At 66.9% G+C, this 25,809-nt stretch carries 22 protein-coding genes; 11 read left to right on the top strand and 11 right to left on the bottom strand.

Going from position 1 to position 25,809, the window contains the following annotated elements:
• Positions 1–36: 36 nt before the first annotated feature.
• The 8 genes from eda to ASE58_RS00755 form a co-directional block, all read right to left on the bottom strand.
• Positions 37–645 carry a bifunctional 4-hydroxy-2-oxoglutarate aldolase/2-dehydro-3-deoxy-phosphogluconate aldolase gene (gene eda / locus ASE58_RS00790; protein ID WP_055761017.1) on the bottom strand — a complete coding sequence of 203 codons (609 nt, stop codon included), beginning with the start codon at positions 643–645 and terminating at the stop codon, positions 37–39.
• Positions 642–1,610, bottom strand: coding sequence for a glucokinase (locus ASE58_RS00785; RefSeq protein ID WP_055761021.1), 969 nt, complete (start codon positions 1,608–1,610; stop codon positions 642–644). The genes eda and ASE58_RS00785 overlap by 4 nt, the downstream gene beginning before the upstream one ends.
• Before the next feature lie 121 nt (positions 1,611–1,731).
• Complete coding sequence (edd, locus tag ASE58_RS00780) at positions 1,732–3,552, bottom strand: phosphogluconate dehydratase (RefSeq protein ID WP_055817066.1); 1,821 nt, start codon at positions 3,550–3,552, stop codon at positions 1,732–1,734.
• Positions 3,552–4,256, bottom strand: a complete 705-nt coding sequence (pgl, locus tag ASE58_RS00775) for a 6-phosphogluconolactonase (RefSeq protein ID WP_055761026.1) — start codon at positions 4,254–4,256, stop codon at positions 3,552–3,554. Before pgl ends, edd begins: the two co-directional genes overlap by 1 nt.
• A gap of 135 nt (positions 4,257–4,391) precedes the next feature.
• Positions 4,392–5,852: a glucose-6-phosphate dehydrogenase gene (gene zwf, locus ASE58_RS00770; RefSeq protein ID WP_055761029.1), complete on the bottom strand. Its 1,461-nt coding sequence runs from the start codon at positions 5,850–5,852 to the stop codon at positions 4,392–4,394.
• A 123-nt stretch (positions 5,853–5,975) separates the two neighbouring features.
• Positions 5,976–6,905 carry an N-acetyl-gamma-glutamyl-phosphate reductase gene (gene argC / locus ASE58_RS00765; RefSeq protein ID WP_055817064.1) on the bottom strand — a complete coding sequence of 310 codons (930 nt, stop codon included), beginning with the start codon at positions 6,903–6,905 and terminating at the stop codon, positions 5,976–5,978.
• Positions 6,902–7,798, bottom strand: coding sequence for a C40 family peptidase (locus ASE58_RS00760; RefSeq protein ID WP_156347548.1), 897 nt, complete (start codon positions 7,796–7,798; stop codon positions 6,902–6,904). Before ASE58_RS00760 ends, argC begins: the two co-directional genes overlap by 4 nt.
• Positions 7,728–8,054 (bottom strand): MarR family transcriptional regulator, encoded by a 327-nt coding sequence (locus ASE58_RS00755; protein WP_055761039.1) that lies wholly within the window; start codon positions 8,052–8,054, stop codon positions 7,728–7,730. Before ASE58_RS00755 ends, ASE58_RS00760 begins: the two co-directional genes overlap by 71 nt.
• 225 nt (positions 8,055–8,279) lie before the next feature.
• Here ASE58_RS00755 and secG point away from each other — a divergent pair, with 225 nt between their 5' ends.
• Positions 8,280–8,639: a preprotein translocase subunit SecG gene (gene secG / locus ASE58_RS00750; RefSeq protein WP_055817060.1), complete on the top strand. Its 360-nt coding sequence runs from the start codon at positions 8,280–8,282 to the stop codon at positions 8,637–8,639.
• A 95-nt stretch (positions 8,640–8,734) separates the two neighbouring features.
• Positions 8,735–10,384, top strand: a complete 1,650-nt coding sequence (locus ASE58_RS00745) for a CTP synthase (RefSeq protein WP_055817058.1) — start codon at positions 8,735–8,737, stop codon at positions 10,382–10,384.
• A gap of 202 nt (positions 10,385–10,586) precedes the next feature.
• Here ASE58_RS00745 and ASE58_RS00740 read toward each other — a convergent pair whose 3' ends face one another.
• Complete coding sequence (locus ASE58_RS00740) at positions 10,587–11,075, bottom strand: Hsp20 family protein (RefSeq protein WP_055817056.1); 489 nt, start codon at positions 11,073–11,075, stop codon at positions 10,587–10,589.
• Between the two features lie 625 nt (positions 11,076–11,700).
• Between ASE58_RS00740 and ASE58_RS00735 the strand changes: the two genes are divergently transcribed.
• Genes ASE58_RS00735 through ASE58_RS00725 form a run of 3 tightly spaced genes read left to right on the top strand, consistent with a single transcriptional unit; the run spans position 11,701 to position 14,094 of the window.
• Entirely contained in the window at positions 11,701–12,951 is a 1,251-nt protein-coding gene (locus ASE58_RS00735; protein ID WP_055817055.1) for a lipoprotein-releasing ABC transporter permease subunit, read from the top strand.
• Positions 12,944–13,618, top strand: a complete 675-nt coding sequence (locus ASE58_RS00730) for an ABC transporter ATP-binding protein (protein ID WP_055761054.1) — start codon at positions 12,944–12,946, stop codon at positions 13,616–13,618. Before ASE58_RS00735 ends, ASE58_RS00730 begins: the two co-directional genes overlap by 8 nt.
• Positions 13,615–14,094: a glutathione peroxidase gene (locus ASE58_RS00725; RefSeq protein WP_055817053.1), complete on the top strand. Its 480-nt coding sequence runs from the start codon at positions 13,615–13,617 to the stop codon at positions 14,092–14,094. The genes ASE58_RS00730 and ASE58_RS00725 overlap by 4 nt, the downstream gene beginning before the upstream one ends.
• A gap of 114 nt (positions 14,095–14,208) precedes the next feature.
• Here the strand turns inward: ASE58_RS00725 and ASE58_RS00720 are convergent, their stop codons facing one another.
• Positions 14,209–14,751 carry an HdeD family acid-resistance protein gene (locus tag ASE58_RS00720; protein ID WP_235511880.1) on the bottom strand — a complete coding sequence of 181 codons (543 nt, stop codon included), beginning with the start codon at positions 14,749–14,751 and terminating at the stop codon, positions 14,209–14,211.
• A 97-nt stretch (positions 14,752–14,848) separates the two neighbouring features.
• Between ASE58_RS00720 and dnaE the strand changes: the two genes are divergently transcribed.
• The 3 genes from dnaE (at position 14,849) to nhaA (ending at position 21,387) form a co-directional block, all read left to right on the top strand.
• On the top strand, positions 14,849–18,436 hold the full coding sequence (dnaE, locus tag ASE58_RS00715; protein ID WP_055817050.1) for a DNA polymerase III subunit alpha: 3,588 nt from the start codon (positions 14,849–14,851) through the stop codon (positions 18,434–18,436).
• A gap of 47 nt (positions 18,437–18,483) precedes the next feature.
• Positions 18,484–20,058, top strand: coding sequence for a long-chain fatty acid--CoA ligase (locus ASE58_RS00710; RefSeq protein WP_055817048.1), 1,575 nt, complete (start codon positions 18,484–18,486; stop codon positions 20,056–20,058).
• A gap of 129 nt (positions 20,059–20,187) precedes the next feature.
• Positions 20,188–21,387: a Na+/H+ antiporter NhaA gene (gene nhaA, locus ASE58_RS00705; RefSeq protein WP_055817046.1), complete on the top strand. Its 1,200-nt coding sequence runs from the start codon at positions 20,188–20,190 to the stop codon at positions 21,385–21,387.
• Here the strand turns inward: nhaA and ASE58_RS00700 are convergent.
• On the bottom strand, positions 21,368–22,585 hold the full coding sequence (locus tag ASE58_RS00700) for a TetR/AcrR family transcriptional regulator (protein WP_055761066.1): 1,218 nt from the start codon (positions 22,583–22,585) through the stop codon (positions 21,368–21,370). The two genes, nhaA and ASE58_RS00700, sit on opposite strands and share 20 nt — an antisense overlap.
• Before the next feature lie 130 nt (positions 22,586–22,715).
• Between ASE58_RS00700 and ASE58_RS00695 the strand changes: the two genes are divergently transcribed.
• Genes ASE58_RS00695 through ASE58_RS00685 form a run of 3 tightly spaced genes read left to right on the top strand, consistent with a single transcriptional unit; the run spans position 22,716 to position 25,757 of the window.
• The gene (locus ASE58_RS00695; RefSeq protein ID WP_055818059.1) at positions 22,716–23,960 is read left to right on the top strand and encodes an acyl-CoA dehydrogenase family protein; all 1,245 of its coding nucleotides are present in this window, start codon (positions 22,716–22,718) and stop codon (positions 23,958–23,960) included.
• Positions 23,950–24,963: a phosphotransferase family protein gene (locus ASE58_RS00690; protein WP_055817044.1), complete on the top strand. Its 1,014-nt coding sequence runs from the start codon at positions 23,950–23,952 to the stop codon at positions 24,961–24,963. The genes ASE58_RS00695 and ASE58_RS00690 overlap by 11 nt, the downstream gene beginning before the upstream one ends.
• Entirely contained in the window at positions 24,963–25,757 is a 795-nt protein-coding gene (locus ASE58_RS00685) for an SDR family NAD(P)-dependent oxidoreductase (RefSeq protein ID WP_156347598.1), read from the top strand. The genes ASE58_RS00690 and ASE58_RS00685 overlap by 1 nt, the downstream gene beginning before the upstream one ends.
• The last annotated feature ends 52 nt before the right edge of the window (positions 25,758–25,809 follow it).

Raw genomic sequence — 25,809 nt, 5'->3', positions numbered from 1 at the left:
GCGCATGGTCCCCCTCCCCGAGAGGCGGGGAGGATTTTAGGCCCGCAACCCCGCCGCCGCGTGCGCGCGGGTTTCGGTTTCGGCGTGGGTCGCGCCGACGATCCAGCTGCCACCGACACACAGGACCGGATCGAACGCCAGCCATTCCGGCGCACTCGCTTCGGTGATGCCGCCGGTTGGGCAGAACTTGGCCTGATAGAAGGGCGCGGCGAGCGCCTTCAGTGCCTTCAGGCCGCCCGATGCTTCTGCCGGGAAGAACTTGAAGTGGGTGAGGCCGAGGTCGAGGCCGCGCATGATGTCGCCGGCGTTGGCGATACCCGGCAGGAACGGGACCTTGCTGTCGATGATCGGGCGCGCGATGGTTTCGGTGAGGCCGGGGGAGACGATGAATTCGCTGCCGGCGTCCATTGCTTGGCGGAACTGGTCGGGGCTGACGACGGTGCCGGCACCGACGATCGCGCCCTCCACCTTCTTCATCTCCGCGATCGCTTCCAGCGCGGCGGGGGTGCGCAGCGTGACTTCGAGGACGCGCAGGCCGCCCTTGACCAGCGCTTCGGCCATCGGGCGTGCCTGCGCCGCGTCATGGACGACGAGGACCGGGATGACCGGGCTGGTCTGCATGATGTCGGAAATGGTGACGGTCATCGTGCGTGCTCCTGCGCGAATGCGGCGGCGGCCCCGAACAGGCCGGGCTGGGGATGGGTGATGAGTTTGACCGAGATGCCGGCCATCAGCTGCTGGAAACGCCCCTTGGCGGTAAAGCGCGTACCGAAGCCGGATTCGAGCAGATGATCCTTCAGCCGCAGGCCGAGCCCGCCGGCGATGACCACCGCCTTTGCCCCGTGCGCCAGCGCAAGGTCGCCGGCCACGGCACCCAGCGTCAGGCAAAAGCGGTCGAGCGCGGCGACGGCGATGCTGTCGGTGCCGTCGAGCGCCGCGGTCCAGATCGTCTTGTCGTCGCTATGCGGTACCGACACGCCCTCGATCTCGGCCAGGGTTTCGTACCAGGCGACGATCGACGGGCCGGCGCAGGCGCGCTCGGTTGACCCGCGACCATGCGCGCGCCGCAGCCGCCGGAGCAGCGCATCCTCGATCCCGTCGAGCGGGGCGAAATCCTGATGCCCGCCCTCGGTCTCCAGCACGTGATAACGATCATGCGCGCGCAGCAGCTGTGCGACGCCGAGGCCGGTGCCGGGGCCACAAATGGTGACGACGCCCTTGTCGGGCAGCGGCCCTTCCGGCCCACACAAATGGATGAAGTCGCTGTCGGCAACCTGCGCGACGGCATGGCCGACCGCACCGAAATCGTTGATGATCGTCCAGGTGTCGACGCCCAGCCGCTCCTTCATCAGCGGCGGGCGGATGATCCACGGATTGTTGGTGAACTTGATGAGCGTGTCGTTGACCGGCGAGGCGACGGCAAGGCTGGCCGCGGTCGGCAGGGGGCGGCCCAGATCGCGTTCGAACGCGCGCCACGCGAGTTGCAGGCTGCCATGTTCGGCGACCTTCTGCGTGATCGGTTCGCCCAGCGACACGACCCGGCCGTCCTCGACCTCGGCGATCGCGAAGCGGGCGTGCGTGCCGCCAATATCTACCGCAACGACTTCCATGACATTCCTCTCTTGGCCCGGTTACGTATCCCCGCGAAGGCGGGGATCCAGAGTCGCATGGGTCGACGCTCGTTGCTCTGGACCCCCGCCTGCGCGGGGGTACGAGGATGGTGGTTCGGCGTTACAGCCCCGCCGCGGCGAGCATGGCCGAACCGCCGGCTTCCGCTTCACTTGCGCCCTGCCGCATCATTGCAAAGATTTCACGGCCGGTGCCGTCGGCAGGCGGGGGCACGGGGGCGTGTTCGCGCGCCGCCCATTCGTCGGCCGGGACCAAGGCCTCCAGCGTGTTGGCGTTCGCGTCGAGGCGGATGACGTCGCCATCGCGCAGCTTGCCGATCGGCCCGCCGCCCAGCGCCTCGGGCGACAGGTGGATCGCGGCGGGTACCTTGCCCGAGGCGCCCGACATGCGGCCATCGGTAACCAAGGCCACGCGGAAACCGCGATTTTGCAGCACGCCGAGCGGCGGGGTCAGCTTGTGGAGTTCGGGCATGCCGTTGGCCTTTGGCCCCTGATGCCGGACGACGACCACGACGTCGCGGTCGAGCTCGCCGGCCTTGAACGCCGTCTGGACCGCCGCCTGGTCGCTGAACACGCGGCACGGTGCCTCGATGACCCAGCGATCGGGATCGACCGCCGACACCTTGATGCAGGCGCGGCCGATATTGCCCTGGAGGATGCGGAAGCCGCCCTCTTCAGCGAAGGGCGCTTCGATCGTACGGACGATCGTGTCGTCGCCGCTGGTCGGGGCATGGTCCTTCCAGACCAGCTTGTCGTCTTCGATCGTCGACTGGCGGCCATAGGCGGCCATGCCGTCCTTCGCGATGGTTAGCACGTCGCCGTGCAGCAACCCGCCGCGCAGAAGTTCGCGGATGACGAAGGACGGGCCGCCGGCATCCTCGAACCCGTTCACATCGGCCGACCCGTTGGGATAGACGCGGGTGAGCAGCGGCACGACCTCCGACAGACGATTGAAATCGTCCCAGTCGATGATGATCCCGGCACAGCGCGCGATGGCGGGCAGGTGGATCAGGTGGTTGGTCGATCCGCCGGTGGCGAGCAGCACGATCGCGGCGTTCACGATCGCCTTCTCATCGACCACCCGGCCGATCGGACGATAATCGTCGCCGTCCCAGCCAATTTGGGCGAGGCGATGGACGGCGTAGCGGGTCAGTTCCTGACGGCGCTTGGTGCCCGGATTGGCGAAGGCGGCGTCGGGGACGTGCAGGCCCATCGCCTCGACCATCATCTGGTTCGAATTGGCGGTGCCGTAGAAGGTGCAGGTACCCTTGCCATGATAGGCGGCGATTTCGGCGTCGAGCAGTTCCTCGCGGCCGACCTTGCCCTCGGCATAGGCTTCGCGAACCGCCGCCTTCTGCTTGTTGGGGATGCCCGAGCGCATCGGGCCGCCGGGGATCAGCACCATCGGCAGATGGCCGAAGCGCAGCGCACCCATCAGCAGGCCGGGCACGATCTTGTCACAGATGCCGAGCAGCGCCGCACCCTCGAACGTGCCGTGGCTCAGCGCCACCGCGGTCGACAGGGCGATGGTATCGCGGCTGAACAGCGACAGCTCCATGCCGGGAAATCCCTGCGTCACGCCATCGCACATCGCCGGCACGCCGCCCGCGACCTGCGCGGTCACGCCCGCTTCGCGCGCCCAGACCTTCATCTGTTCGGGGTAGCGGTAATAGGGGGCGTGCGCCGACAGCATGTCGTTATAGGCCGTGACGATGCCGATGTTCATCCGGTTGGCCGGACGCATCGCGTCGCGATCCTCATCGGTGCCGGCATAGGCGTGCGCCAAGTTCGCGCAGCCCAGCATCGGCCGGTCGACGCCGCTCTCGCGCTCGCGGTCGATCAGCGCGAGATAGGCGGCACGCTTGTCGCGCGACGCTTCGATGATGCGGTCGGTGACGGCGGCGATCGTGGCGTTGAAGGCCATTAGCGGCTCCAATGGATATCGACGGGGAGTTCGACTTCGGCCAGCACGCGGCCGATCGGATAGGACGAGGATGCGCCCTGATCGATCGCGCGTTCAAGCACCGATTTCTTTTCATCGCCGGTGATGGCGATCATCAGCGCACGGGCCGAGGCGATCGCGGCGTGGCTGAGCGTCACGCGGGCAACCGGCGCCTCGGGCGGCAGCGGGTCGGGCATCACGCCCAGCGCGCGTCGTTCCTTGGGCCCGGTCAGCGCTTCGGTCAGGTCGGGGCCGGGGAAGATCGACGCGGTATGGCCATCGGCACCCATGCCCAGCAGGCAGAGGTCGAGCGGCCAGTGCAGGTCCTGCAACCGCGCGTCCGCCGCGCGGCCGGCGGCCTTGTAGTCCGCTGCCTTCTCGGCGGTCAGCGGGATCACCCGTGCGCCCTTGGGCAGAAAGATCTTAGCGAGGCCGGTGACGTTCGACAGTGCGTCGCCCATCGGCACGATACGGTCGTCGGTGGGGACGATCGTCACTCGCTTCCAGTCGAGCTTGGCCTTGACCAGCTTGTCATAGATCGGGGCGGGGGTGCGACCGCCCGCCAGGGCGATTACCGCCGCGCCGCGCGCGTCGATCGCCGATTCGATGATGAACTGGATATCGCCGGCAAGCGCCTCGGCAAATTCGGTGGATTCGTCATATTCCCACCATTCGATCTCGGTCATTCTGCAATCCCGTGTGTTTTTCCGTTTCGTTCGAGCTTGCCTGAGAACCGGTTCTCGACGGCCGCATCTCGACTTTGCTCGATGCTGCTCGAACTGGACGGGGTATATAGGGTGGAAGGGGAGCGTCTCACACGCTCACTCGTTCCACGTCACCCCGTCGCGTTCGGTCAGCGCGACGCTGGCATTCGGCCCCCAGCTGCCCGAGGCATAGCCCTTGGGCTTGGTGTCGTTCGCCTTCCACCCTTCGCGGATCGCATCGATCCACGTCCACTGCGCCTCCACCTCGTCACGGCGGACGAACAGCGTCGGGTCGCCTTCGATCAGGTCGAGCAGCAGGCGTTCATAGGCGATGCGGCGGCGGGTGCCGGCAAAGGCGGTGGTGAGCGACAGGTCGAGCGGCACTTCGCGCAGGCGCACGCCATCGCGGTCGAGGCCTGGTTCCTTGGCCATCACCAGCAGGCGGACATATTCCTCCGGCTGGAGACGGATGACCAGCGTGTTCGGCTGCAACTGCCCGCCACGATCGGCGAAGATCGAGTGCGGCACCGGCTTGAACTGGATCGAGATTTCCGAATGGCGATCGGTCATCCGCTTGCCGGTGCGCAGGTAGAAGGGCACGCCCTGCCAGCGCCAGTTGTCGACATGCGCCTTCACCGCGACGAAGGTTTCGGTGTTCGAATCCTTGCCCAGTTCCTCGTCATAGCCGCGCACGATCTCGCCCTTCACCGCGCCGGCATCATATTGGCCGGTGACGGTGTGGGTATTGACCTCTTCCGGCCCAATCATGCGCAGCGAGCGCAGGACCTTGACCTTTTCGTCGCGGATCGACGTGCCGTCGAAGCGGGCGGGCGGCTCCATCGCGATCAGCGCGACCAACTGCAGGACATGGTTCTGCACCATATCGCGCAACGCCCCGACCTCGTCATAATAGCCCGCGCGCCCTTCGAGGCCGACGGTTTCGGAAATGGTGATCTGCACATTGTCGATGCCGCGGGCATTCCACACCGGCTCGAACATCGCATTGCCGAAGCGCAGCGCGAGGATGTTCTGGACCGTTTCCTTGCCCAGATAATGGTCGATCCGGTAGGTCCGCTCCTCGGGGAAGGCGGCGGCCACCAGGTCGTTGATTTCCTGGCTGGACTTCAGGTCCTTGCCCAGCGGCTTTTCGAGGCTGATGCGGACCTTGGGACCGGCAAGGCCGGCGCTCTTCAGGCCGGTGATCGTCGGGCCGAACAGCCACGGCGCGGTCGACAGGAAGATGGCGAGGCCGCCGGAAATATCGCCCAGCTTTTCCGCGAGGGCGGCAAAGCCATCGACGTTCGACGCATCGAGCGGCTGGTAGTGGAGGCGGGCGAGGAAGCCGTCGATCGCCGCCTCGTCCTTGCGGTCGTCGGGCAGGAACTGGTCGAGCGCGTGTTTCGCGAAATCGCGGAAACCGGCATCGTCATGTTCGTGTCGCGCGGTGCCGGTGATGGTCAATCCATCGGGCAGCAGGCCGTCGGCATGCAGGCCATAGAGCGAGGGGAGGAGCATCCGTTGCGACAGGTCACCCGTCGCGCCGAACAACAGCAGCTTCGCTACCGGGTCCCTCGTCATGCCAACTCCTGCTATCTAACCGTGATCGAGCGCGCCTCTAGCAGCCTATTTCGCGAACGCGAAGGCGGCATAGGTATGCGGTGCGCAAAGATCGCTTAAATCGTTACGAAATTGCGTTCGCCGTCATAGCGTCAGCCCGGCAGTCTGGTCGAAACCGGCCATTAGGTTGAAATTCTGCACTGCGGCACCGGACGCACCCTTGCCCAGATTATCCAGCGTCGCGACCAGCCGCGCCTGACCGGTATCCATGTTGCCGAACACGCGCAGCGTCAGCCGATCGGTACCGGCATCGGCCTCGATCGGGATCGCGCTGTCGTCGCCCGGCAGGACGCGGACCACCGGCGATTCGCGATAGGCTTCCTGCAACGCCGCCTCGATCGCCGACAGGCTGGGGCGGCGGTGAAACGCGAACAGCGGCAGCGGTACTTCGACCACCATGCCGCGATAGGTGCGGGCGACCGACGGCTGGAACAGCGGCGGATGGGCGAGGCGGGCGTGGCGCTGCATTTCCGGCACATGCTTGTGCGCGAGCGACAGGCCGTAGCCGAGCCACGCGGTATCGGTCTCGCCATTCTCGAACGCGGCGATCATCGCCTTGCCACCGCCGGAATAGCCCGACACCGCGTTGACGCTGACCGGCCAGTCGTGGGGCACGAGGCCGGCGCGCACCAGCGGACGGACCAGCGCGAGGAAGCCGGTCGGGTAGCAACCCGGATTGGACACGCGCATAGCGGTCGCGATTGCGCCGGGCTGCGACGGCTCCAGTTCGGCCATGCCATAGGTCCAGCCATCGGCAACGCGGTACGCGGTCGAGGCGTCGATGACGCGCGTCCGGTCGTTGTCGATCATCGCCACCGCGTCGCGTGCCGCATCGTCGGGCAGGCAGAGGATGACGAAATCGGCGTCGTTCAAAGCCTCGCGCCGCGCCGACGCATCCTTGCGGCGGGTATCGTCGAGGGTGATGAAGTCGACCTCGGGCCGGTCGCCGAGCCGGTCGGCGATTTCAAGGCCGGTGGTGCCGGCGGCACCGTCGATGAAGACGCGAACGGTCATGCGGGGCGCCTCCGGGCACGAATGGGACCGAACCGGTCGAGCGCGGTCACGGAATCGCACCGCACGGTATCGGTGACGTGGATGACGGTCGTGTCGTCGACCAGCATCGCGACATGATCGGCAAAGAACAGGAGGTCGCCCCGGCGGAGCGTGTCGCCTTCGGCAAGAGCGGTGCCGACGCTCTCCGCCTGCAGGTCGAGAAAGCGGGGCGGGGGTGCGCCGGCCAGCGACCATGCGAGGAAAATCAGCCCGGCGGCATCGACCCCCGCGCCCGAACGTCCGCCCATGACGAATCCCGTTCCCAGCAGGCGCATCGCCTGGTCGACGGCATCGCCGGACTCGTCGGACAAGGGACGCAGTGCCGCCGCGGCGACATAGCCGCCATCGACCTCCACCCAGTCGTCATTGGCCGGTGTCGCGGCGACCCGGCTGCCCATCGGCAGCGACAGGGGCAGGGGGCGCGTCGTCGAGGCATCGGCGTGAACGATAGCCTGCCGTGCCACGACGATGTGCGAGGCGGGATATTCGTCGATCAGGTTGCTGCGCGTCACGAAGCCGACCGTGCCGTCGATCGGCGAGCGGCCCCAGCCATGGGTCGAGGTGAATTCGAGCACATCGAACGGCTCGCCCGGCAGGATTTGCGACAGGACGGCACCGTCCGGGGACTCGGTGATCGGCGTGACGGTGCCTACCATCCGGCGCGTCGGCACGGCGTAATGGGGAGCGAACACGCGGTCGGCGAGTCGGATGTCGGCAAGGTCGCGTCGCACGGCATCGGTGCGAGGGTCGATCGCGACCGATCGCGTGCGCAGCGCGAAGCGGTTACGCGCTGGCGTGTCGCCGGTGATAGTCGCCGACGCCGTCGCCGCCCATGAACTGCCCGAACTCTGCAAGAAAATTTGCCCCTTCGCTGGTCTGCGCAACGAAGATATTCCGTTTGTCGGCATCGTCGCGTTGGCGGCGGAGATAGCCGAGCGTGCCCAATCTGTTCAAGGCGCGCGTTACGACCGGCTTCGACACGTTCAGCGCACGGGCCAGGCCGCGGACGGTATGGGGGCCGGGTTGCAGATAGACGATCATCATCAGCGCCATCTGGCGGTTGGTCAGGTCCGGCTCTCCCGAGCGGACATAATCGACCAGGCCGTCCATCCATTTCTTGAGGGGGATCGTGGGGAACATCGCTGGAACCTAACGTCAGTACAAGGCCGTAGGGCGGGGTCGAAAGATGAACGTCGCAATCGCGCGCTTGGTTTCCCGGTCGATACGATAATGTTACGGATGGACCGTTGGCGCTCCATTGATCGCGGGCGTTCCCTCGCCTATGTGGCGCGCTTCGACACCCGCACTCCTTTCTTTCGGAAATGTTCCTCGACCATGTTCACCTTCCTGCTCGTCGTTCATGCGATCATCGCCGCGCTGCTCGTGACGGTGATCCTCATGCAGAAGTCGGAAGGCGGCGGGCTGACCACCGGTGGTAGCCCGTCGGGCCTGATGTCGGCGCGTGGGGCGGCCGATTTCCTGACGCGGGCGACTGCGATCCTGGCGGGGCTTTTCATCGCGATGAGCATCGCGCTGGCGGTCATCGCCGCGAATCGGGGCGGGGCGTCGATCGATACGTCGCTGGCACGGCCGACGACTCCGGCTCCGGCAGCGGGTGCGCCGGCAAATCCGGCGGCCCAGCCGGGCGGCAACCCGGCCCCCGCCGACAACGGCGCGGTCCCGCTGGCCCGCTAAACACCCCTTTTCATCCACCAGTCCGTCGTATTTCGCGGGCGCAGGGCAATCCTGCGCTTGGCGGCGATGGCGTTCGACGCTAGGCGATGCTTCCCATGGCGCGGTATATCTTCATCACCGGCGGCGTGGTTTCGTCGCTCGGCAAGGGCCTCATGGCGGCCTCTCTCGCAGCTCTCTTGCAGGCGCGCGGCTACAAGGTCCGCATTCGCAAGTTTGACCCCTATCTCAACGTCGATCCGGGCACGATGTCGCCCTATCAGCACGGCGAAGTCTATGTGACCGACGACGGGGCGGAAACCGACCTCGACCTTGGCCACTACGAACGCTTCACCGGCGTCGCGGCGCATCAGTCGGACAATGTGACCTCGGGTCGCATCTATCAGACGATCATCCAGCGCGAACGGCGCGGCGATTATCTGGGCGCGACGGTGCAGGTCGTCCCGCACGTCACCGACGCGATCAAGGCATTCGCGCAGGCCGATACCGTCGACGACGACGGGCAGGACCTCGACTTCGTGCTGTGCGAGATCGGCGGTACGGTCGGCGACATCGAATCGCTGCCGTTCATCGAGGCAATTCGCCAGCTCAAGAACGAACTGGGCCGCGGTCGCTCTATCAGCATCCACGTCACGCTGGTGCCGTATATTGCGGCGGCCGGCGAGTTGAAGACCAAGCCGACGCAGCATTCGGTGCGCGAACTGGCGGCGCTGGGCGTGCAGCCCGACGTGCTGGTCTGCCGCTGCGAAAAGCCGTTGCCGGCGAGCGAGCGCGCGAAGATCGCGTTGTTCTGCAACGTGCCGGCCGGCGCGGTCATTCCCGCGCTCGACGCGTCCAGCATCTATGCGGTGCCCGAGCAATATCATGCCGAGGGGCTGGACGCCGAAGTGCTGCGCGCGTTCGGGATCGAGCCCGGCGATGCCCCCGACCTGTCGCGTTGGAGCGACATCATGGATCGCCTCCAGAACCCCGAAGGCGAAGTCACGATCGGCGTGGTCGGTAAATATGTCGGGCTGCAGGATGCGTACAAGTCGCTGAACGAGGCGCTGGTCCATGGCGGTATCGCGAACCGGGTGAAGGTCAAGATCCGCTGGATCGACGCCGAATTGTTCGAAGGCGATCACGACATGGTCGCCGCCGAGCTGGAGCCGTGCCACGCGATCCTGGTTCCCGGTGCGTTCGGCGAACGCGGTGCCGAGGGCAAGATCGCCAGCGTGCGTTTCGCACGGGAACGCAAGGTGCCGTATTTCGGCATCTGCTTTGGCATGCAGATGGCCTGCATCGAGGGCGCGCGCTCGACCGGTGGGATCGCCAATGCGTCGTCGACCGAGTTCGGGCCGACCGAGCAGCCGGTGGTCGGCATGATTACCGAATGGATGTCGCCCGAAGGCATCCAGAAGCGCGAATCGGATGGCGATCTGGGCGGTACGATGCGGCTGGGCGCCTATGAAGCGTCGCTGGCGGGCAATTCGGTCGTCGCGTCGATCTATGGCGGAACCACGATCAGCGAGCGGCATCGCCATCGCTATGAAGTGAACACCGCCTATCGCGAGATGCTCGAATCGGGCGGGCTGGTATTCTCGGGCATGTCGCCCGACGGGATGCTGCCGGAAATCGTCGAGCGGCCCGATCATCCGTGGTTCGTTGGCGTGCAGTTCCATCCGGAACTGAAGTCCAAGCCGTTCGACCCGCATCCGCTGTTCGCGAGCTTTATCGGCGCGGCGGTGAAGCAGTCCCGGTTGGTTTGAGGCGAACCCATAGTCCCAACCGTAACGTCACCCCGGGCTTGACCCGGGGTCCCGCTTCTTTTTCGAACGTCACGTAACCGGCAAGAAGCGGGACCCCGGATCAAGTCCGGGGTGACGGTCGGGTTGTGGCAACGGCGTTAGAATCATGACGGGCGCCCGAACCAGATAGGTCCGGGCGCCCGCCTGCGTCAGGAAGGGTCGCTTAGGCGGCGTTTGCCGAATCGTCGCCCTTCGCGGCATCGTTGGCGATCACCGGCTGGGTGGCCGATGCGCCGATCGCCACGCGGCGCGGCTTCATCGCGTCGGGTACTTCGCGACGCAGTTCGATGGTCAGCAGGCCATCGGACAGGTCGGCGCTTTCCACGACGATGAAATCGGCCAGTTCGAACCGGCGTTCGAAGCTGCGATTGGCGATGCCCAGATGCAGGACCGCGCTCTTCTGCGCATCGGTCTGATCCGCCTTCTTGCCCGAGACGACGAGCAGGTTCTGCTGGGCGGTGATCTCCACCTCATCCTGCTTGAAGCCGGCGACCGCCAGTGTGATGCGGTAGCGATCCTCGGCGACGCGTTCGAGATTGAAGGGCGGATAATTCTCGCCCGCGCTGGTGCGGGCATTGTTTTCGAGCAGGTCGAACAAGCGGTCGAAACCGATGGTCGAGCGGCGATAGGGGGTGAAATCGAACGTACGCATGTCAAATCCTCCATGTCGAAGCGAGTTGATCGAAGGCGGCATCCGGATAGGCGATGCCGGTTCGTGAGCGGCCCCGCAGGCACCGTTCACGAACCGATATGGTTCGACAATCGAGGCTTTCAAGAGGTTGTCGAAGGTTGCGCGATCCGGCATATCCGGGCGACCGATCGGGGAGGGGAAAGCGGGTCGCGGAAGGTTGCGCCGGGCGCCGACGTTGGCGCGGACGGGGATATCGGAGGTTGGTGGAGGAGGAGGCGCGGGGAGCGGAAGGTTGCGGGTGCCGCGATGTGTGCGCGCAGGCCCTGAAACGGCAAACGGCCGGACTGTTACCAGCCCGGCCGCCTGCGTGACGATCGCTCGTCAGCCCCCTTGGTTGCCACCGCTTCTACGCCCCTTCCCCCCTTCCAGGGCGGAGCCGGTTGGCCTCCCCGAACCGTGGCCTGTGTTGCCTGCGCTTCGTGGGGCCGTCGTAGGATGCCTGTGCCCGCCTGTCACCGGGGGAGCGGCATGTTTGCTACGGTTTTGCTAACCATGTGTCGATTCCGCAACAGCATGGATTGCGGACGCGGCATCGCCTACCTACAGCGCCAACTTCGGCTTGCCTGTCAGGATATCGACCGCCCCTATGCTGTTATCGCGTTACGAGCGGATGATCGCCCGCCGCTACCTGCTCCCCGGCCGGGGGGAGGCGTTCATCGCACTGGTCGCATCGATCAGCCTCGTCGCGGTCATGCTGGGCGTCGCGGCGCTCGTCATCGTCATGAGCGTGATGAACGGCTTTCGCGCCGAGCTGTTCGACAAGATCGTCGGGCTGAACGGCCATGCGCTGATCCAGGGGTACAACAACCAACTGCCCGACTGGCGCAACATCGCCGCCGAGGCCAAGCGGACGCCGGGGGTTACCAGCGCGACACCGCTGATCGAACAGCCGCTGTTCGCGACCTATAACGGCCGATCCGAATTCATCCTGATGCGCGGCATGCGGATCGAGGATATTCGCGACAATCCGACGATCCGCGACAATGTGAAGCTGGGTGCGCTCCGCTCGATCACGCCGGGCAGCGGCAATGTCGTGATCGGCAGCCGTCTGGCACAGGCGCTGGGCGTCACTATCGGCAGCGAGATCACGATCATCAGCCCGCAGGGGCCGACGACGCCGTTTGGCACGATGATCCGCCAGGTGCCGTACCGCATCGCCGCGATCATCGAGGTCGGGGTCTACGACCTCGACAAGGCGTATGTCATCATGCCGATCGAGGATGCGCAGACGCTGCTGCTGAGCGGCGATACGGTCGGGTCGATCGAGCTGGAGACGACCGATCCCGACAAGGTGGGGCAGATCGTCGCGCCGCTGGCCCGCAAATATGTCGCCAGCGCGCAGATCGTCGACTGGCGGCAGCTGAACGGCGAGCTGTTCCAGGCGCTGGCGGTTGACCGGATCGTGACCTTTACCGTGTTGTCGATCCTGATCCTGATCGCGGTGTTCAACATCCTGTCGTCGCTCATCATGCTGGTCCGCGCGAAGACACGCGACATCGCGATCCTCAGGACCATGGGGGCGACGCGCGGCGGGCTGCTGCGCATCTTCATGACGGTCGGCACGACGATCGGTGCGCTGGGCGTGGGGGCGGGGCTGATCCTTGGCTTCGTGTTCCTGGCGTTCCGGCAGCAGATCCTGGGGGCGGTCGGTGCGGTGACGGGTATCGATATCTGGGACCCGACGATGCGCTATCTGACCGAACTCCCGTCGAAGCCCGATCCGGTCGAGATCATCGTCATCGCGGTGGTTGCGCTGCTCTTCTCGTTCCTCGCCACGCTGTATCCGGCGTTCAAGGCGGCCAATACCGACCCCGTGCAGGTGCTGCGTTATGACTGAGCCGGTTCTGGAAACCCGCAATCTGCGGCGCAGCTTCACGCAAGGGTCAGCGACGATCGACGTGCTGCGCGGGGTCGAGCTGGCCGTCGCGCCGGGCGAGATCGTCGCGTTGCTGGGGCCATCGGGGTCGGGCAAGTCGACGCTGTTGCAGGCGGTCGGCCTGCTGGAAGGCGGATTCGAGGGCGAAATCCTGGTGTGCGGCGAACAATTGGCCAAGGCCGGCGCGAACCGCCGGACCGAGGTGCGACGCGACCGGATGGGCTTCATCTATCAGTTCCACCACCTGCTGCCCGATTTCAACGCGGTCGAGAATGTCGTGCTGCCGCAGCTGGTGCGTGGTGCCGAACGCGACGTGGCGGATGCGCGGGCGACCGAGTTGCTGAGCGCATTGGGCCTGTCCAAGCGGCTGCACCATCGGCCGAGCCAGCTGTCGGGCGGCGAGCAGCAGCGCGTCGCGGTGGCGCGGGCGCTGTCGAACCGGCCCGCGCTGGTGCTGGCCGACGAGCCAACCGGCAATCTGGACGAGGCAACCGCCGACGTGGTGTTCGCCGAGTTCCTGCGGCTGGTGCGCGGGCAGGGTTCGTCGGCACTGGTCGCGACGCACAACGAACGACTGGCCAGCCGGATGGACCGGGTGGTGCGGCTGCATGATGGGGTGTTGCGGTGAGCGACCTGTACGACCTTCCGGTGCGAACCGCCGATGGCGCGGAGACGACGCTGGCGGATTATCGCGGGCAGGTGCTGCTGATCGTCAACGTCGCGTCGAAATGCGGGTTCACGCCGCAATATGCGGGGCTTGAGGCGCTGCATCGCCGGTTCGGGCCGCAGGGCTTCGCCGTGCTGGGATTTCCCTGCAACCAGTTTGGCGGGCAGGAACCGGGCGACGCCGCGGAAATCGCGCAATTCTGTTCGCTGACCTATGACGTCAGCTTTCCGGTGTTCGGCAAAGTGGACGTGAACGGCACCGATGCCGCGCCGCTGTTCCGCGCGCTCAAGAAAGCAGCGCCCGGTGTGTTGGGCAGCGAGGCGGTGAAGTGGAACTTCACCAAGTTCCTGGTCGGGCGCGACGAGCGGGTCACGCGGTTCGCGCCGACGACCAAGCCGGAGGAGCTGGAAGGGGCAGTTGCCGCGGCGTTGGGATAGTGCCGCCGTGGCCGTGCTCCCGCGCAGGCGGGAGCCCAGGGTTCCACTCGCTGTCGTTTCTTGTTTGGCTCTGGACCCCCGCCTGCGCGGGGGTACGTTTCCTCTCGGAACGGCTTACGCTGCGTGCTCCCGTCGATCCGACAGCGCGCCGATGATCGCGACGATCCCGCCGAACAGGAAGCTCGCGCCGAGGATGTAGCCCGGCAGCGTCAGCGCGGACCACGGCACCGTCGTGTAGAGCAGGATCGCCAGCACGACATTCAGCGCGCCGAGCAGCAGCATCGGCACGCGCAACCGCCGAAACCGCGCGCCGACGATCAGCTCCATGATCCCGCGGGCCGCGAGCCAGACGATCATCAGCAGCGTCAGCGACAGCGCTCCGCCGACCGGCATCAGCAGCATGTAGCCGCCGGCAATCACCGACAGCAGCCCGAACAGCGCGGCATAGCCCCGGCCGTTACGCCCCCTAAACGCGGCGATCAGCGACGCGATGCCGCCCACCAGAAAGAAGAAGCCGACGATCATCGTCGCCGCCAGCGTCGCGGGGAAGGGCGCGGCGAAGGCGAGGAGGCCGATCAGCACCGACACGATACCGTAGGCGAGGCTCCAGCCCCATCCGGGGCCGCCGGTACGGACGTTGCGGGCGAAATCGGTCATCGTCATGCTCCTGTTTGCCACCGGAACGGGTGCGGTTCGTCGTGGTTCCGCCGTTGCTCCACTGGCCGAATCAGCCCTGGATGGTTACGTCGTGCGGATGGCGCATTCCGGGTTCGTACCGCTTCGTATCTTTTCGTCCTTCACCATGCTGGAGGGCGCGATCGATCCGAAGGCGATCGCCAAGGCTGCGCGCAAACTGGGTTTTCCCGCCGCCGGGCTGTCGGATCGCAACGGGCTGTATGCCGCGATGGCGTTTTCCGATGCGTGCAAGGATCAGGGTGTGCAGCCGGTGGTCGGCACGCTGCTGGCCGTCGCGCGGCCGGGCGGGGTCGAGGGTGTCGAGCCGGACATCGACTGGCTGCCGCTGTTTGCGCAGGACGCGCGCGGGTACGACAATATCTGCGCGCTGGTGTCGATGGCGCATCTCGACCGGCCGGTGGAAATTCCCGCGCATGTGCCGATCGACGCGCTGATCGGGCGTAGCGACGGGCTGGTCGCGCTGACCGGCGCGGGCGACGGTGCGCTGGCGCGGTTGTTCGCCGCCGGGCGCGAGGATGAGGCGCTGGCCTATGCCGACCGGTTGCAGGCGCTGTTCGGCGACCGGCTCTATGTCGAACTGGCGCGGCGGGGCGAGAGTGTCGAACAGCGCGCCGAGCCGCATCTGCTCGACCTCGCCTATGCACGCGACCTGCCGCTGGTCGCGACCAATCCGTGCTGCTTTGCCGAGGCGGATTTCCACGATGCGCACGACGCGATGCTGTGCATCGCATCGTCCAGCTATGTCGCGAGCGAGGATCGCCAGCGCTCGTCGCCCGAGGCGTGGCTGAAGCCTGCGGCCGTCATGCAGGAGATGTTCGCCGACCTGCCGGAAGCGCTGGCAAATACGCTGGTCGTCGCACAGCGTTGCGCGGTGGCGGCGCCCAAGCGCAAGCCGATCCTGCCCAGCCTGGCCGGCGATCGCGAGGGCGAGGCGCTGAAGCTGCGCGTCGATTCGCGCGCCGGGCTGGTCGATCGCCTGCGCAAGATCGTCGCGCTGGAAGAGGGCATGGTGACCGCCGAGGTCGCGGTCGAGGCGCCCGCGCCGTGGGAGGATGCGCCGACGCCGGCGGCGACGGGGACGATCCCCGAATTGACCGAGGAAGAGCTGGTTGCAAGGTTCCCCGACTATTTCGCTCGGCTGGATTTCGAGCTGGACGTCATCTGCCAGATGGGGTTTCCGGGGTACTTCCTGATCGTCGCCGACTTCATCAAATGGGCGAAGGACCATGATATTCCGGTGGGTCCGGGCCGTGGTTCAGGTGCGGGTTCGGCGGTCGCCTGGGCGCTGACCATCACCGACCTTGATCCGATCAAGCTGGGGCTGCTGTTCGAGCGCTTCCTGAACCCGGAACGCGTGTCGATGCCCGACTTCGACATCGATTTCTGCGAAACCAGGCGGGGCGAGGTTATCCGCTATGTCCAGCAGAAATATGGCCGCGACCAGGTGGCGCAGATCATCACCTTCGGAAAGCTGAAGGCGCGCGCGGTGCTGAAGGACACCGGCCGCGTGTTGCAGATGAGCTATGGCCAGGTCGATCGCCTCGCCAAGCTGGTGCCGAACCATCCGACCGACCCGTGGACGCTCGACCGCGCGATCAACGGCGTATCGGAACTGCACCAGCAATATGAGCGCGAGGCGGACGTGCGCCGGCTGCTCGACCTTGCCATGAAGCTGGAGGGGTTGCCGCGCCACTCGTCCACCCACGCGGCGGGCGTGGTGATCGGCGACCGGCCGTTGGCGCAGCTGGTACCGCTGTACCGCGATCCGCGGTCCGACATGCCGGTCACGCAGTTCGACATGAAATATGTCGAGGGTGCGGGGCTGGTGAAGTTCGACTTTCTGGGTCTCAAGACCCTGTCGGTGCTGAAGTTCGCGGTCGAGCTGCTGGCGCGGCGGGGGATCGTGGTCGATCTCGACAGCCTGTTGTGGGACGATGCGGCCACCTACGAGCTGCTCAAGCGCGGCGATACGGTCGGTGTGTTCCAGCTGGAATCGGAGGGCATGCGGCGGACGCTGACGGCGGTGCGGCCGACCAATTTCGGCGACATCATCGCGCTCGTATCGCTGTACCGGCCGGGGCCGATGGACAACATCCCGTCGTTCGGCGCGCGCAAGGCGGGGCGCGAGGAGATCATCTATCCCCACGACCTGCTCGAACCGATTCTGAACGAGACCTACGGCATCTTCGTCTATCAGGAACAGGTGATGCAGGCCGCGCAGATCCTGGCCGGCTATTCGCTGGGCGGCGCGGACATGCTGCGGCGCGCGATGGGCAAGAAGGTCAAGGCGGAGATGGACGCGCAGCGATCGATCTTCGTGAAGGGCTGTGCCGAGGTGAACGGCATCAAGGAGGCGAAGGCCAACGAGCTGTTCGACTTGATCGACAAGTTCGCCGGATACGGCTTCAACAAGAGCCACGCGGCGGCCTATGCGCTGCTGGCGTACCAGACGGCGTGGCTGAAGGCGCACCATCCGCACGAATTCTTCGCCGCGTCGATGGCGTTCGACTATGCGCAGACCGACAAGCTGGCGATTTTCGTCGACGATATGAAGCGGCTGCGCATCGACTGCCTGCCGCCGTGCATCAACGCCAGCGATGCGACCTTCGGCGTCGAGGAGGCCGACGGCAACTTGGCGGTGCGCTACGCCCTGTCGGCGCTGAAGGGCGTGGGCGAGCGGGCGATGGAGCTGATGGTCGAGGAGCGGGCGGCGAAGGGGCCGTACAAGTCGCTCGACGATTTCGCGACGCGGGTCGATCCGAAGCTGCTGAACAAGCGGCAGATCGAGACGCTGGCGGCGGCGGGCGCGTTCGAATGCGTCGTCGGCGATCGGGCGGGCGTCCATGCGCTGGCCGACACGCTGATGGCGACGGCGCAGCGGACCGAGGCGAACCGGTCGAGCGGGCAGGGTGGCCTGTTCGGCGAAGCGAGCGGCGCGACCGAGGCGGCGATCCGCCTGCCCGACGTGCATTGGACGCTGACCGAGGCGATCGCGGCGGAAAAGGACGCGTTCGGCTTCTATTTCTCGGCACACCCGCTCGATCGCTATGCCCATCTGGCCAGTGCGCATGGCGCGCGCAAGATCGCCGATCTGGCCGATACCCCGGTGCCCGAGGGCGGACGGGTCGGTGCGACGGTGGCGGCGCTGGTCGAGGATGCGCGGTGGCGGACGTCGGCGCGAGGCAAGCGGTACATGATGGCGACGCTGTCGGATGCGACGGGGCAGGTGCCGGTGACCTGTTTCGACGAAGGGGCGGCGAACGATCTGGAGGCAGCGGGCAAGGTTGGCGGCTGCGGGCTGTTCACGCTGGAACTCGACCGGCGCGCCGGCGACGAAAGCGCGCGGGCGACGGTCAAGTCGCTGAAGCCGTTCGACGTGATCGCGCGCGACGTGCGGTTGCGGCTGGACCTGACGATCGAGGATGCCGCCGCCTATCCGGCACTCGCCGGGCTGGTCCAGCACGAGCGCGGCGCGCGGGGCGAAATCTGGGTTTCGGTGCCCGCCGCGCACGGAATCGAAGCACGGGTATGCCTGGGCCGCGATTTCCGGATCGATGGCGAGCTTGCCGAACGGGTCGGCAGGCTGCAAGGTGTCGCCAGCGCGGCGTTCGATACGGTGAAGGCACCGCTCGCCGCCGTAGGATAGGGGCAGCATGGCCCCGTTCGCGAAGGAGAGTGCGCGTGCTGGGCGGAATGCAGGATTTCGAACTTCGAGTACCGCGGCTGCTCGATCATGCCGAGCGCGAGCATGGTGGTCGGGAGATCGTGACCCGCTGGGCCAATGGCACCGAGACGCGGACCAACTGGGCGGGAATCGCGCACGATGCGCGGCGGCTGGCGCAGGCGCTGGAACGGATCGGCATCAAGCCTGGCGACCGGGTGGCGACGATGGCGATGAACCACGCCCACCACCTGATCGCGTGGTACGGCGTGATCGGGATGGGCGGGATCATCCATACGATCAATCCGCGCCTGTTCGACGACCAGCTGGCCTATATCGCCGATCATGCCGGCGACCGGGTGCTGCTGTACGATGCGGCATTCGCGCCGATCATCGAACGGATGAAGCCGCGCCTGACCGGGATCGAACATTTCATCGTCATGGACGGCGAGGGCGCGGATTCGTTCGCCGCGCTGATCGCGCCCGAGAGCGGCGATTATGCCTGGGTCGAGGGCGATGAGCGCGACCAGTGCATGATCTGCTATACCAGCGGCACGACCGGCGACCCGAAGGGCGTGGTCTATACCCATCGATCGAACGTGTTGCACGCCATTGCCGAGCTGCAACCCGACGAGTTCGACCTGTCGCAGCGCGCCGTCTGCCTGCCGGTCGTGCCGATGTTCCATGCGGTCGGCTGGGGCGTGCCCTTTGCCGCGCCGGCGGTGGGGGCGAAGATCGTGTTCTCGGCGGTCAACGATCCCGCCGTGCTGTGCGACCTGATGAACCGCGAACGGGTGACGCATTCGGCGGGCGTGCCGACCGTGTGGTTCGCGATGTTCCAGTATATGGACGCGACCGGCCATCGACCGGAGCACCTGAAGGTCGTGACGATCGGCGGATCGGCCGCGCCGCGCGCGATGATCGAGCGGCTGATGCGGATGGGCGCTCGGGTGAACCATGCGTGGGGCATGACCGAAACGTCGCCGATCGGGACGATGGGTGCGCCGGGTCCGGACTGGGACGACCTGAGTTTCGACCAGCGGGTCGATCAGGTGTGCCGGCAGGGCAAAGTGCCGTTCGGCGTCGAACTGCGCACCGTCGATGACGAGGGTGCGGTGCTGCCCCGCGACGGTGTGACGTCAGGCAGTTTGCAGGTGCGCGGACCGTGGGTCCTCAAGCGCTATTTCCGCGACGAGGGTGGGGATGCGCTGACGGCGGATGGCTGGTTCGACACCGGCGACGTGGCGATGCTGCACCCCGACGGAACGATGCAGATCACCGACCGCGCGAAGGACGTCATCAAGTCGGGCGGCGAATGGATCAGTTCGGTCGATCTGGAGAATGCGGCGGTCGGCTGCGCTGGCGTCGCCGAAGCGGCGGCGATCGGCGTGCCGCATCCCCGCTGGGACGAACGCCCGGTATTGCTGGTGGTCCGGCGCCCCGGCGCGACGGTCGAGGCGGACGCGATCATGTCGCATCTGGCGACGAAGGTCGCGAAATGGTGGCTGCCCGACCGCGTGATCTTCGTCGACGCCCTGCCGCACAGCGCGACGGGAAAGCTGAAGAAGGCGGCGTTGCGCGAGGAATATCGCGGGGTGTTGGCGTAGCGGCGATGGCTTGCTCCGGCCCGGTTCGGATGCAATAGACCGCGCCGGGTGTTCGGCGCGGCAAGGCGGCGGGCAGGGTATTCGCGCTGGTCGGGCCGCCAGTGCCGCCCCCGTGTGGCTGGAGCGCCGATGCCCCCGATCTCCCCCAAGCGCCCAAGTGCGCTGCGCCGTTTCCTCCATTCGCAGGCCGCCGCCGGCATCGTCCTGATGGGTGCGGCGCTGGTCGCGTTGCTGATTGCCAATTCGCCGTTTGGCCCGGACTATGACGCGTTGCTGCACGTCCATCTGGGCCCGCTGTCGGTCGGGCACTGGATCAACGACGGGCTGATGGCGATTTTCTTCCTGCTGGTCGGGCTGGAGATCAAGCGCGAGATGCTGGACGGCCAGCTGTCGTCATGGTCGCGGCGGGTGTTGCCGGGGATCGCGGCGGCCGGTGGCATGGTCGTGCCGGCGCTGATCTATCTGGCGTTCAATCGCGGGCCGACCGCGACCGGATGGGCGATCCCGGCTGCGACCGACATCGCCTTTGCCTTGGGCGTGATCGCGCTGCTGGGGAAGCGGGTGCCGGGGTCGCTCCGGGTGTTCCTGGCCGCGCTGGCGATCATCGACGATCTGGGCGCGGTGGCGATCATCGCGTTCTTCTATACCGCCGGTCTGTCGCTGCCCGCCCTGGCCGGGGCGGCGGTCGCGCTGCTGGTGCTGGTCGCGATGAACCGGTGCGGCGTGCGGCGGCTTGCCCCCTATCTGATCGTCGGTGCCGTGCTGTGGGTGTTGGTGCTGTTGTCGGGCATCCATGCGACGCTGGCCGGGGTGATGCTGGCGCTGACCATCCCGATGGAGCGGACGCCGGCGCGGTCGGATCGCGACTGCGTCAGCCCGCTGCACCGGCTGGAACAGGCGCTGCATGTCCCGGTCGGGTTCCTGATCGTTCCGGTCTTTGGCCTTGCCAATGCCGCGGTGCCGGTACTGGGACTGCCGCCCGGCGCGCTGGCCGCACCGGTGACGCTGGGCGTCGCGGCGGGGTTGTTGATCGGGAAGGTCGTCGGCGTGTTCGGCTTCGCGACCCTCGCCATCCGGCTCGGCGTGGCGGACTGCCCGGCCGGGGCGAGCCGGTTGCAGTTGCTGGGCGTCGCGATGCTGTGCGGCATCGGCTTCACGATGAGCATCTTCATCACGCTGCTCGCCTTTCCCGGCGACCTGCTGTTACAGGCGGAGGCAAAGATCGGCGTGCTGGCGGGATCGCTGGCGGCGGGCGTGCTGGGCTATATCGTCCTGCGGCTGGCCCGGCCCGAGCCGTCCGCAATGCCGGTCACAGTGCCGGGTCGGTGAACAGCCCGGTCATCACCGTCGAGGCATAGAATCCGACCGCGCGGTCGCGCGGCATGGTCGATGCCCAGCTGCGCATGTCGAACGCGGCATTCTGCAACGCCATCAGCGCCTGCGCCGCGATCAGCGGGTCGACCGCGCGCACGGATCCTTCGGCGATGCCGTCGCTGATCGTGCCGGCAAAGCGGCGGGCGATGCGGTTGGAACGGTCGACCATCGCCTGTCGCACGCCACCGGGCAGGCCGGCGAGCGCGGTGGTGCGCAGCAGCGGGCCCTGTTCGGTGAACTGCGCATCGACCAGCGTGGCGAGCGTGCTGGACAGGCGCTGCCAATGGCTGCCGCCGTCGCGGTCGGCGGCGCGCTGCGCGGCGGAGATCGTGTCGAAACTGCGCTGGTAACAGGCCGCGACCAGATCGTCCTTGGCATCGAGATGGTGGTAGAACGACCCCTTGGTCACGTTCAGTTCCGACGCGATCCGCTGGACCGAGGCACCGCGATAGCCGAGTTCGTTGATGAGCCGGGTGGCGGCACGCAGGAATGCGTCGCGCGCCGGCTCCGCATCGGCCTGTTCCAGCACCAGCGGCTGCGGGTCCCAACGCTGGCCGGGACCGGCAAGGCCGTGGGTGAACACGTCCATCAGCCGCGCCTGCACCCGGTCATACTGGTCGGGTTCGTAGCGATCGAGCCAGACGGTCAGCCAGAAGCAGTTTTCCAGCAGCATGTGCGCGCGGGCGCCCTGCACATCCTTGGCGATGCGGTCGCGCGGTTCGCCCCACAGCGTGCGCGTCTTGCGGAACACCTCGCGCCAGCCGGCGAGCAGGCGCGCCTTGAACGGGTCCTCCATCGCGCGCAGGTCGGACAGCATCGCGACGGGGCGTTCCTCGCCCGCCTCGATCCGGCGCTGGCGGTCGAAATGGATGGCGAGGAACTTCGCAACGCGGGCCTGCGGGGTTGGTTCGCGGAGCGATTCGTCGAGCGTCGCCTGTAGCCAGTCGAGCGTGTGGTCGAACGCGGCGGCGGCCAGATCCTCCTTGCGCTTGAAATAATAGGTGACGCTGGTGGTATTGAGGCCCACCCGGCGTGCGACATCGGCAAAGGTCATGCCCTTGGCACTCGCCTCGTTGATCGCTTCCGCCGCGGCGGCAAGGATGGCGTCGCGCTTGGCGCGGTAGCGTTTGGTGGCCCCGTCGGTCGTCGTCATGGCGCAACCCTAGCAGATCGGGTGTGGACCCCAAGCCCCATTGTTGCACCATGCCGCGACGTCATCCGCGCTTTACCGAATATCCGGTATGGCATAGACCGGGCAAAAGAGTTGCAACGGGAGACGGATGTTGGACTTTCGGTTCAGTGCGCGCGAAACCGAATATCGCGACCGCGTGGCGGCATTCATCGCCGAACATGTCGCCCCCGCCGACCATGATTATCACCAGGAGGTCGCGCGTGGCGACCGCTGGGCCCCGGTCGCGATGCTGGAGCCGCTGAAGGACAAGGCAAAGGCCGCCGGCCTTTGGAACCTGTTCATGCCGCCCCATTCGGGCGCGCCGGTGGTGGATGAGAGTTTCGCGTTCGAGGGGACGCAGCTGTCGAATGTCGAATATGCGCTGTGTGCCGAGGAAATGGGCCGGTGGCATTGGGCGAGCGAGGTGTTCAATTGCTCCGCGCCCGACACCGGCAATATGGAGGTGCTGCACCGGTACGGGACCGCCGAGCAGAAGGAGCGGTGGCTGCGGCCGTTGATGGAGGGCGCGATCCGTTCCGCCTTCCTGATGACCGAGCCGGCGGTGGCGTCGTCGGACGCGACCAATATCGAGACGCGGATCGTGCGCGATGGCGACGACTATGTGATCGACGGGCGCAAATGGTGGTCATCGGGCACCGGCGATCCGCGCTGCAAGGTGGCGATCGTGATGGGGAAGACCGATCCGAATGCGCGGCGACACCAGCAGCAGAGCATGATCCTGGTCCCGATGGATACGCCGGGGGTGCGGATCGAACGGATGCTGCCGGTCTATGGATACGACCACGCGCCGCACGGCCATGGCGAGGTGGTGCTGGAGCAGGTGCGGGTGCCCGCCGCGAACCTGTTGCTGGGCGAGGGGCGCGGGTTCGAGATCGCGCAGGGGCGGCTGGGGCCGGGGCGCATCCACCATTGCATGCGGACGATCGGCGTCGCGGAAATGGCGCTGGCGGCGATGACGAAGCGACTGCAATCGCGCGTGGCGTTCGGCAAGGCCATCGCGGAACACTCGATCTGGGAACAGCGGGTCGCCCGCGCGCGGATCGATATCGAGATGACGCGGCTGCTGTGCCTGAAGGCGGCCGACATGATGGACCGCGCGGGTAACAAGGCGGCACAAGGCGAGATCGCGATGATCAAGGTGCAGGCACCGACGATGGCGCTGCAGATCCTCGACGATGCGATCCAGGCGCATGGCGGGGGCGGCGTGTCGGAGGATTTCCCGCTGGCCGCCGCCTGGGCGGGGGTGCGTACGCTGCGCTTTGCCGACGGGCCGGACGAGGTGCACAACCGCGCCATCGCCCGCGCCGAATTCGCGAAGGTGGCCGATGGGCGCTGATTTCGACCTCGCGCGGCTGGCACCGTGGCTGGCGGCGACGGTCGGGGCGGGGCCGGTCGAGATTACGCGCTATCCGGGCGGGCAGAGCAATCCGACCTACCGCGTCGACCTGCTTGCCGGGTCGTTCGTGTTGCGGCGGAAGCCGTTCGGGCCGCTCTTGCCCAGCGCCCATGCGATCGAGCGCGAATTTGCCCTGATTTCCGCGCTGCACCCGACAGGGTTTCCGGTACCCCGGCCGATTGCGCTGTGCGAGGATGCCGACGTGATCGGTGCGCCCTTCTACCTGATGGAGCGGGTCGCGGGGCGGACGATCTGGGACGCGTCGATGCCGGACATGGCCCCGGCCGAGCGGCGGGCGCATTATGATGCGATGATCGACGCCTTGGCAGCCTTGCATGCGATCGATCCGGTCGCGGTGGGCCTTGGCGATTATGGCAAGCCCGGCAATTATTTCGAGCGGCAAGTGGCGCGCTGGACCCGGCAATATCGTTCGAGCCAGACCGACGACCTGCCCGCTGTCGAGCGGCTGATCGAATGGTTGCCGCGCACCGTCCCGCCGCAGGATCGCACCGCGATCGTCCATGGCGATTACCGGATCGATAATTTGATCTTTGCCGAAGGGGAGCCGCGCGTCGTCGCGGTGCTCGACTGGGAGCTGTCGACGCTGGGCGATCCGCTGGCCGACTTCACCTATCTGCTGATGAACTGGGGCACCGATCCGGACGGCCGGTCGGGGATCAAGGGGCTGGCCGGCGGCGACAGCGGCATCCCGACGATGGACGAGGTGGTGGCGCGCTATTGCGCCGCGACCGGCCGGGCGGACGTGCCGAAGCTGGAGTGGTATTTCGCCTATAACCTGTTCCGCCTGACCGGGATCGTTCAGGGCATCAAGCAGCGCGTCCGCGACGGCAATGCCGCCAGCGCGCAGGCGGCGGCGATGGCCGAGCGCGTGCCGATGCTGGCGGCGATGGCGTGGGATTTCGCGAAGAAGGCAGGCGCGTGATGCGGTTCGATGGCAAGTCGGTATTGGTCACCGGTGCGGGATCGGGGATCGGGCGGGCAACCGCTTTGGCCTTTGCCCGTGAAGGGGCCGGGGTGGTGTGCGGCGACGTTGCGCAGGCAGACGTCACGGCGGCGATGATCGGCGACATGGGCGGCCGCGCGGTCGCCTGTACCATGGACGCCGGGCAGGACGCGGATGTCGCGCGGGTGATCGCGCTGGCGGTCGAGACGTTCGGCGGGATCGATGTGGTGCATGCCAATGCCGGCATCTCCGGTGGGATCGCCGGGCTGTTCGACACGACGGCGGAGGATTGGGCGGAGATCCTGCGGGTCAACCTGATCGGCCCGTTCCTGGCGATTCGCCATGCCGCGCCGATCATGGCGGCGGCGGGTGGTGGGGCGATCGTGTGTACCGCCAGCGTCGCCGGGCTGCGATCGGGCGCGGGTGGGGCACCCTATTCGGCATCCAAGGCGGGGGTCATCAACCTGGTCCAGACCGCCGCGCAACAGCTGTCGGGATCGGGGGTACGGGTGAATGCGATATGCCCCGGCCTGATCGAAACCGGCATGACCGCGATGGTGTACGACCATGCCCGCCAGCATGGCAAGGAGGCGCGGATCGGGCGGCTGAATCCGCTGCGCCGGGGTGGCGAGCCGGAGGAGGTGGCGGCGGTCGTGCTGTTTCTCGCCTCGGCGGAGGCCAGCTATGTCAACGGACAGGCATGGGCGGTCGATGGCGGGTTGTCGTCGAGCCATCCGGTCACACGGCAGGATTACGGGCGTACCGCCGTCTGATCGGGCGGAACGAAGTGGGTGGCCGGCGCTTCTCGTTGCAAGATGCAAGGAG

The sequence above is a fragment of the Sphingomonas sp. Leaf9 genome (assembly GCF_001421355.1).
Classification (GTDB): domain Bacteria; phylum Pseudomonadota; class Alphaproteobacteria; order Sphingomonadales; family Sphingomonadaceae; genus Sphingomonas.
The sequence above is the reverse complement of the archived record's forward strand: the minus strand, read 5'-3'. Positions and strand labels throughout refer to the sequence as shown.

Excerpts from the sequence above, each read along its gene's own strand:
- eda (WP_055761017.1), bottom strand. The coding sequence starts at position 645 with ATGACCGTCACCATTTCCGACATCATGCAGACCAGCCCGGTCATCCCG.
- ASE58_RS00785 (WP_055761021.1), bottom strand. The coding sequence starts at position 1,610 with ATGGAAGTCGTTGCGGTAGATATTGGCGGCACGCACGCCCGCTTCGCG.
- edd (WP_055817066.1), bottom strand. The coding sequence starts at position 3,552 with ATGGCCTTCAACGCCACGATCGCCGCCGTCACCGACCGCATCATCGAA.
- pgl (WP_055761026.1), bottom strand. The coding sequence starts at position 4,256 with ATGACCGAGATCGAATGGTGGGAATATGACGAATCCACCGAATTTGCC.
- zwf (WP_055761029.1), bottom strand. The coding sequence starts at position 5,852 with ATGACGAGGGACCCGGTAGCGAAGCTGCTGTTGTTCGGCGCGACGGGT.
- argC (WP_055817064.1), bottom strand. The coding sequence starts at position 6,905 with ATGACCGTTCGCGTCTTCATCGACGGTGCCGCCGGCACCACCGGCCTT.
- ASE58_RS00755 (WP_055761039.1), bottom strand. The coding sequence starts at position 8,054 with ATGGACGGCCTGGTCGATTATGTCCGCTCGGGAGAGCCGGACCTGACC.
- secG (WP_055817060.1), top strand. The coding sequence starts at position 8,280 with ATGTTCACCTTCCTGCTCGTCGTTCATGCGATCATCGCCGCGCTGCTC.
- ASE58_RS00745 (WP_055817058.1), top strand. The coding sequence starts at position 8,735 with ATGGCGCGGTATATCTTCATCACCGGCGGCGTGGTTTCGTCGCTCGGC.
- ASE58_RS00740 (WP_055817056.1), bottom strand. The coding sequence starts at position 11,075 with ATGCGTACGTTCGATTTCACCCCCTATCGCCGCTCGACCATCGGTTTC.
- ASE58_RS00735 (WP_055817055.1), top strand. The coding sequence starts at position 11,701 with ATGCTGTTATCGCGTTACGAGCGGATGATCGCCCGCCGCTACCTGCTC.
- ASE58_RS00730 (WP_055761054.1), top strand. The coding sequence starts at position 12,944 with ATGACTGAGCCGGTTCTGGAAACCCGCAATCTGCGGCGCAGCTTCACG.
- ASE58_RS00720 (WP_235511880.1), bottom strand. The coding sequence starts at position 14,751 with ATGACCGATTTCGCCCGCAACGTCCGTACCGGCGGCCCCGGATGGGGC.
- dnaE (WP_055817050.1), top strand. The coding sequence starts at position 14,849 with ATGGCGCATTCCGGGTTCGTACCGCTTCGTATCTTTTCGTCCTTCACC.
- ASE58_RS00710 (WP_055817048.1), top strand. The coding sequence starts at position 18,484 with ATGCAGGATTTCGAACTTCGAGTACCGCGGCTGCTCGATCATGCCGAG.
- nhaA (WP_055817046.1), top strand. The coding sequence starts at position 20,188 with ATGCCCCCGATCTCCCCCAAGCGCCCAAGTGCGCTGCGCCGTTTCCTC.
- ASE58_RS00700 (WP_055761066.1), bottom strand. The coding sequence starts at position 22,585 with ATGACGACGACCGACGGGGCCACCAAACGCTACCGCGCCAAGCGCGAC.
- ASE58_RS00690 (WP_055817044.1), top strand. The coding sequence starts at position 23,950 with ATGGGCGCTGATTTCGACCTCGCGCGGCTGGCACCGTGGCTGGCGGCG.
- ASE58_RS00685 (WP_156347598.1), top strand. The coding sequence starts at position 24,963 with ATGCGGTTCGATGGCAAGTCGGTATTGGTCACCGGTGCGGGATCGGGG.